The sequence below is a fragment of the uncultured Dysosmobacter sp. genome, assembly GCF_947631165.1.
GTDB lineage: Bacteria > Bacillota > Clostridia > Oscillospirales > Oscillospiraceae > Oscillibacter.
On the sequence record NZ_CANRKH010000001.1, the window covers coordinates 218,086 to 224,287 of the forward strand.

Annotated in this window: 3 protein-coding genes; 2 read left to right on the plus strand and 1 reads right to left on the minus strand. The window is 57.8% G+C overall.

Annotation, left to right across the window (positions count from 1 at the left end):
• Positions 1 to 5: 5 nt before the first annotated feature.
• Positions 6 to 695: a M23 family metallopeptidase gene (locus Q0Z69_RS01175; protein WP_298029011.1), complete on the plus strand. Its 690-nt coding sequence runs from the start codon at positions 6 to 8 to the stop codon at positions 693 to 695.
• Positions 696 to 762: 67 nt separating this feature from the next.
• Here the strand turns inward: Q0Z69_RS01175 and Q0Z69_RS01180 are convergent, their stop codons facing one another.
• Positions 763 to 3,729, minus strand: a complete 2,967-nt coding sequence (locus tag Q0Z69_RS01180; protein ID WP_298029017.1) for an S-layer homology domain-containing protein — start codon at positions 3,727 to 3,729, stop codon at positions 763 to 765.
• A gap of 1,055 nt (positions 3,730 to 4,784) precedes the next feature.
• On the opposite strand from Q0Z69_RS01180, the gene prfB reads away from it, so the two are divergent.
• Entirely contained in the window at positions 4,785 to 5,909 is a 1,125-nt protein-coding gene (gene prfB, locus Q0Z69_RS01185; protein ID WP_298029019.1) for a peptide chain release factor 2, read from the plus strand.
• The last annotated feature ends 293 nt before the right edge of the window (positions 5,910 to 6,202 follow it).

A 6,202-nucleotide genomic window follows, 5' to 3' on the forward strand; every position in this document is an offset into this window, starting at 1 on the left:
CATACATGGACAACAAATGGAACACTATCCTGGGCAGTGCCGGATTTTACGTGACTATGGCCGTCTGTCTGCTGGTGGTAGGGATCTGCGGCTATTTCCTGCTGCTGGACGATGACGAACCGGCCCCGGAGCTGGAGCCGGATGCCCCAGTGACCGCCCCCGCGCCGGAGATCACAGAGCCGGAGGAACCGCCGGTGGTGGAGACCGCCGCCCCGGAACCGATCCCCGCCGTGCCCCCCATGCCAGAGGTGGAGATCGACGACACGCCCGTGATGGCGGAAGCGCCCCGGCTCGTCATCTCGCCGCTGCAGGGGGAGGTGGTGACCGCCTTCTCTGTGGATGAGCTGCTGTATAACGAAACTCTGGCGGACTGGCGGACCCATGACGGCATCGACATTGCCGCCGCCCTGGGCGACTCGGTGCTGGCGGCCTGCTCCGGCACGGTGATGGCAGTCACGGAGGACGCCCTCATGGGCGCTACAGTGGTCATCGACCACCCGGACGGTTTTCAGACCACTTACGCCAACCTGCAGTCCGATCCCGCTGTGACGGTGGGGGAATCGGTCTCCGCCGGACAGATCATCGGCGCCGTGGGCGATACAGCGGCGGCTGAGGCCGCCCAGGGGCCGCACCTCCACTTCTCCGTGACTCAGGATGGCGACGCAGTGGACCCCAACGAATTCCTGGCACAATGACAGGAAAAGCGCGCACCCGAGAGGGCGCGCGCTTTTCATCATCCACAAAGCTCTGTCCTGCGGCGGATCACTTGGTGTAGTTCCGCATCCGCCACACGATGGCAGAGATCTGGCCGCGGGTCAAGGTGTTGTTGGGCTTGAAGGTGCTGGTGCCGTTGGAGAAATAACCCTCCACGATACCGGCGGCGTTCAACGCCCGAACAGAGGTGTCCGTGGTGTCAGTAAAGGGCTGCACCGTGGACAGGCTGCTGGTATCCAGCTTCATGGCACCAGCTGCCAGCTGGGCCACCTGCTGGCGGGTTATCGTTGCGGACAGGTTCACGTTGCTGCGGGTCACGATGCCGTCGGCCCGGGCCTTAGCGAGGTAGCCGCTGAAGGGACTGTTCTTCACGGTAGGCGCCTGCTCGGGATATCCCGCCGCCAGCATAATGAGCTTCAGGGCCGCGCCGTAGGTAACGGTGTTGTTGGGCTTGAAGCTGCCATTGGCATAGCCAGCGATGACGCTGGCGTCTGACAGCTCCGCCACATACTTGTAGCACCAGGTAGAGCTGTTCACATCGGAGAAGGACTTCTTGGCCTTCACCACGCCCAGAGAGAAGGTGCCGGAGGCCAGCGCCGCGCCGCTGCTGTTCAGCGCCACATAGGGGATCTCCACATTGCCGGTGTAGCTGGAGGACGGCACGAACCGCAGGGACTGGGTCCCATTGAAGATGGCGTAGGCGGTGCTGGTATCAGCGGCGGTAGAGGTCCCGCTGCCGACGTACACCGTGCCGGCGGTGTAGCTGGGCAGGCTCAGCAGCTGGATGCTGGAGGGAGCGGTGCCGGTGGCGGCGGAGACTGCCTTGCTGATATCAGAAGTCGGGAAGGTAATGGCCGTGCCCTTGGGCACCACGCCGTAGACCTCGGAGACTGCGGCAGAGGTGACGCTGATCAGAATCGCACCGGACACGGACCGGGATCCGCCGTAAGCGGTGAAGGGAATGGTGGCGCAGTAGTTCTTGCCGCTGGGCACATAAGTCAGTTCCGTCAGCGCAAACTGGCTGGTGCTGGTAGGGCTGGCGTAGAAGTTCTGGCCGCTGCAGTTGGAGGCGGTGAGCTGCGCCCGGCTGGAAGTGCCGTATTTGCTGGTGTTGTAATAGTTGTAATACAGGCTGCCGGTGGAGGGGACCCCGGTAAGGGTCACATACTGCATGTTGGTGCCGGCGTTCCGCTTGAAGAAGCGGGCAATGTCGTTGGCGTTGATCTGGACCCGGTTGCCGGAAGTGATGTTATAGCGGACACTGCCCACATAGTTGGAGGTGCCGGCCGCCGCGCCGTCGGGCTGGATCACCAGTGTGCCTTCCTCTTCCTCATCATCGTCACCGTAGACGGTGAAAGTCAGCTTCACCGATTCCTTGAAGCTGGTGTCTGCCGCGAAGGTCAGGGTGTCCAGGCCGTATTCCTTGCTGCCGGTGGCGTCCTTGGAATTGTAGTAGAAGGTGTAGCCGTTGAGGCTGGAGGCGGAGAAGGAGGTCTGGCTGCTCTTGCCGTAGTTGCTGTACAGGGTCAGGTCGGAGAACACGCTGGAGCTGGGCCGGTCAAAGCGGACATAATCCACCGTGGCCTTCTTGTCGCCGCACTTGCTGCGCAGGTAGGACTGGAAGTCGGTCTTATCCAGGTCCGTGTACTTGCCGGGCTTCACCTTGATGGTGACGTCGCCCGCATCCTCGCCGTCGCCCACCTGGATGACCAGGGTGCCGTCCGCGTAGCGGGTATTGCTGTAATAGGCCCGGAAGGACAGTTCCACCGTGTGGTCGGAGGCGTTCTTGCCCGCCACGAAGGACAGATCGTCCAGGGCGTAGTCGCCGGAGGAGCTGCTTCTGCCGTAGTAGAACTTATAGTCGTCGATGGTGCTCTTGGTGAAGGACTTCTGGTCGCTGTAGCCGTAGTCGTAATAGATCGTGCCCTCGCTGCTGCTGAGGGTATCGGTGGTGGAGAACTCGACCCACTTGATGTCGTTGCTGGTGTCAGCGTCCTCCTGGTAGTAGTCGTTGAAATCGTCCTCGTCAAAGTCCACTTCCTTGCCCGCGGCCACCTTGTAGGTGATGTCGCCGCTGCCGGAGGCGTCATCGTCGATGACGATCTTCAGCGTGCCGTCCTCATAGTCGCCGCTGCTCCGGTAGGCCCGGAAGCTGATGCTCAGGGAATCGCCGTCGTCAGCTTTTTTGTCCGCCGTGAAGGACAGCTTATCCAGGTCGTAATCCCCATAGGACTTGCTGCTGTAATAGAACTTAGCGTCGTTCAGGTCATCCCTGTCAAAGTCCTTGGAGCCGCAGCTGATGGCGCCGTCAAAGCTGGTGTAGGACTTCGTGGCGGTGAATTTGACATATTTGATGTCGCTGGAGCTGCCGGAAAGGTCCTGATACGCCTCGTTGAAATCGTCCGCGTCAAAGTCCACCGTGCCGCCGGGCGCGACCTTGTAGACGATCTCGCCGTCGCCCTTCTTGTCGCCGACCACCAGCTTCAGGGTTCCGTCCACAGACCCTCTTGTGCCTTCAACAGTAAAAGAAACCGTGATTTCATCATCGTCCGCGCCTTTGGCTGCGACCAGAGACAGCTCATCGATCTCGTAGTCGTTCCGCCCGGCTTTTGCCTGAGTATAAAATTTATTGCTCGTCAAATCGCTCCGGCTCAACTCGCTGCTGCCGTAATAGATAGAGCCGGAGAAATTTTTATAAGTACTGCTGCTGATGCTGTCAAATTCGACATATTCCAGGCTTCCGCTGTACTGGCTCTTGTAGACCTTCTCGAAATCGTCCTCGTCAAAGCTGGTCTCTTTGCCTGGGTCCACAGTGTAGGTGATCTGCGTTTCATCATCAGTGGTATACAGGGCATAGAACTCAACGCTGTTGTTTGTAATCTTAATGCTGGTCGGGGACTTCTTGCTCTGACGGCCTGTATAGATAAAATCATCAGTGTAAGTATCCGTCCAGCCATAGAACTCATAAGTCTTTCCATCATATTTAAAGCTGGAAGGCCGAGGAATACCATTCACAGCGGAAGATGTCAGGTAGCCATTCGTGCCAGCTTTAACAGTGCTGTAAGTACTGCGATAGCTGGAAGTGGGATAGTAAAATGTTACAGTATAAACAGCGCCAGAAACCTGTTGTTTGCAAACTGTACATTTGCCAGTGGAGTCAGGTGTATGCGGAGACTTTGCAGAAGTTCCATCACAAATAGAGCAAACCTGCCAATGTTCTGTTCCGCTCGTTACATAAATACCTTTGGGAAAACTGTGCTCTGCTTTTCCAAATTCCTTGTATGTGCAGCCCGCCGTTGTACAGGGATGCCAGTGATGCGAATTATCAGAGGTCCAAACATCAGCAGCCACATGTGCCCCTGTTGCAGGAATAGTCTTCTCTTTTCTGTATCCACAGCCATCTGTACAGGCGTAATATTCCTTGCCAGCTTGGTAACATGTAGCATCATCTTTATCACTAACAGTTTGAGAAATGTTGTGCGTTCCTGTTTCTATTACATATCCACACACAGTACATTTTTTCTCATGCATCTCCTCGTCGACTACCGCCCACTTGGATGAAGTATGTCCTGCAAAATCAAGTTTATCCTCACAGCCAGTACATTCATGATAATGCCCTTCGGAATTAAAAGACCAGACGGCTTTAGCGGTGTGAGTATGTGGGGGGGGGGAATCTTCTCCACCAGTTCCACTGCCACCTTCGCCCTCCCCCGTCGCCAAAGCGGCGGGTATCATGCCGGCCACCATGATCAAGGCTAAAACCAGGGCCGGCACTTGTTTTTTCCAGAATTTTTTCATTGCGGTTCCTCCTTCAAATCTCCCAACGTCTCTCGGCGTATTGGCATTCCTCATTGCCTGCTGTCCACATAGTATACCTAGTTATACCATATCTCAACCCGTCCCAACAATCATGAACAAATTGTGAACAACTGGTGCCCGTCCTACATTCTTAACAAAAACTTCATGTCTGGCCAATCCGCCGAAACTTAACCCAAAATCCCCCTTTACAAATATTTTCCCCTCCTATATAATGGTATGGTTCATGAAATTCGAGAGAACGGAGAAACGCCATGGCTTTGATCGAATACGACATATATAAGCAAAAGCTGCGGGACCTGGGGCCGGAGCTGGACAAGTTGTCCGCCGCCCTGGACATCGAGAGCGCCCGGCAGGAGGCGGCCCGCCTGGAGGATGAGACCGCCCAGGACGGTTTCTGGAACGACCTGGAGCGCTCCCAGAAGGTGCAGCAGCGCCTGAAGCAATTGCAGAACAAGGTGGCCCGGCAGGAGAAGCTGATCTCCTCCTGGGAGGACCTGACGACCCTGTGCGAAATGGGCCAAGAGGAGGACGATCCCGAGATCCTGGAGGAGCTGAAGAGCGAATACGCCGCCCTGGAGGAAAAGGTGGAGGAGACCCGGATGACCACCCTGCTCTCTGGCGAATACGACAACTCCAACGCCATCTTGCAGTTCCACGCCGGCGCCGGCGGCACCGAGGCCCAGGACTGGGCGCAGATGCTCTACCGCATGTATACCCGCTGGGCCGAGCGGCACGGCTTCCAATATAAGGTGCTGGACTACGAGGACGGCGACGAGGCGGGCATCAAGTCCGCCGCCATCTCCATCGAAGGCGAAAACGCCTATGGCCTTTTGAAGAGTGAGAACGGCGTCCACCGGCTGGTCCGCGTCTCTCCCTTTGACGCCAACGCCCGCCGTCAGACCTCCTTTGCCGCCATCGAGGTGATGCCGGAGATCGAGGACGACAACTCCGTGGAGATCCGGGACGAGGACATCGAGATGCAGGTCTACCGCGCCTCCGGCGCCGGCGGCCAGCACGTCAACAAGACCTCTTCCGCCGTGCGGCTGATCCACAAGCCCACAGGCATCGTGGTGGCCAGCCAGCAGGAACGCAGCCAGTTCCAAAACAAGGACAACTGCATGAAGATGCTCCGGGCCAAGCTGATGGAGCTGAAGGCCCAGCAGCACGCCGAGAAGATCTCCGACATCAAGGGCGTACAGATGAAGATCGAGTGGGGCAGCCAGATCCGCTCCTACGTGTTCATGCCCTACCAGATGGTGAAGGACACCCGCACCAGCTATGAGACCAGCAACATCGATGGGGTCATGGACGGCGACCTGGACGGCTTCCTCAACGCCTATCTGACCCAGCTGGCAACCGGCGAACTGAAAAAGTAAGTCGATGCTGCCGGTCTTCGCCGCAAATGCGGCGTCCAAGCGTTTTGCGCAGCAAAACCTTGAAATGGGCGGGCTCTGCCCGGCCATTTCAGTGAAATGCGGGGTCCCCGCGCGTCCCCGGCGCGTGGGGTGCTGCCAGCAACATCGACGGCGTGATGGACGGCGACCTGGACGGCTTCCTCAACGCCTACCTGACCCAGCTGGCAACCGGCGAATTGAAAAAGTAAGTCGATGCTGCCGGTCTTCGCCGCAAATGCGGCGTCCAAGCGTTTTGCGCAGCAAAACCTTGAAAT

What these genes read in the sequence shown, in the direction of transcription:
- Q0Z69_RS01175 (WP_298029011.1), top strand. Translation starts at nt 6, where the DNA reads ATGGACAACAAATGGAACACTATCCTGGGCAGTGCCGGATTTTACGTG.
- prfB (WP_298029019.1), top strand. Translation starts at nt 4,785, where the DNA reads ATGGCTTTGATCGAATACGACATATATAAGCAAAAGCTGCGGGACCTG.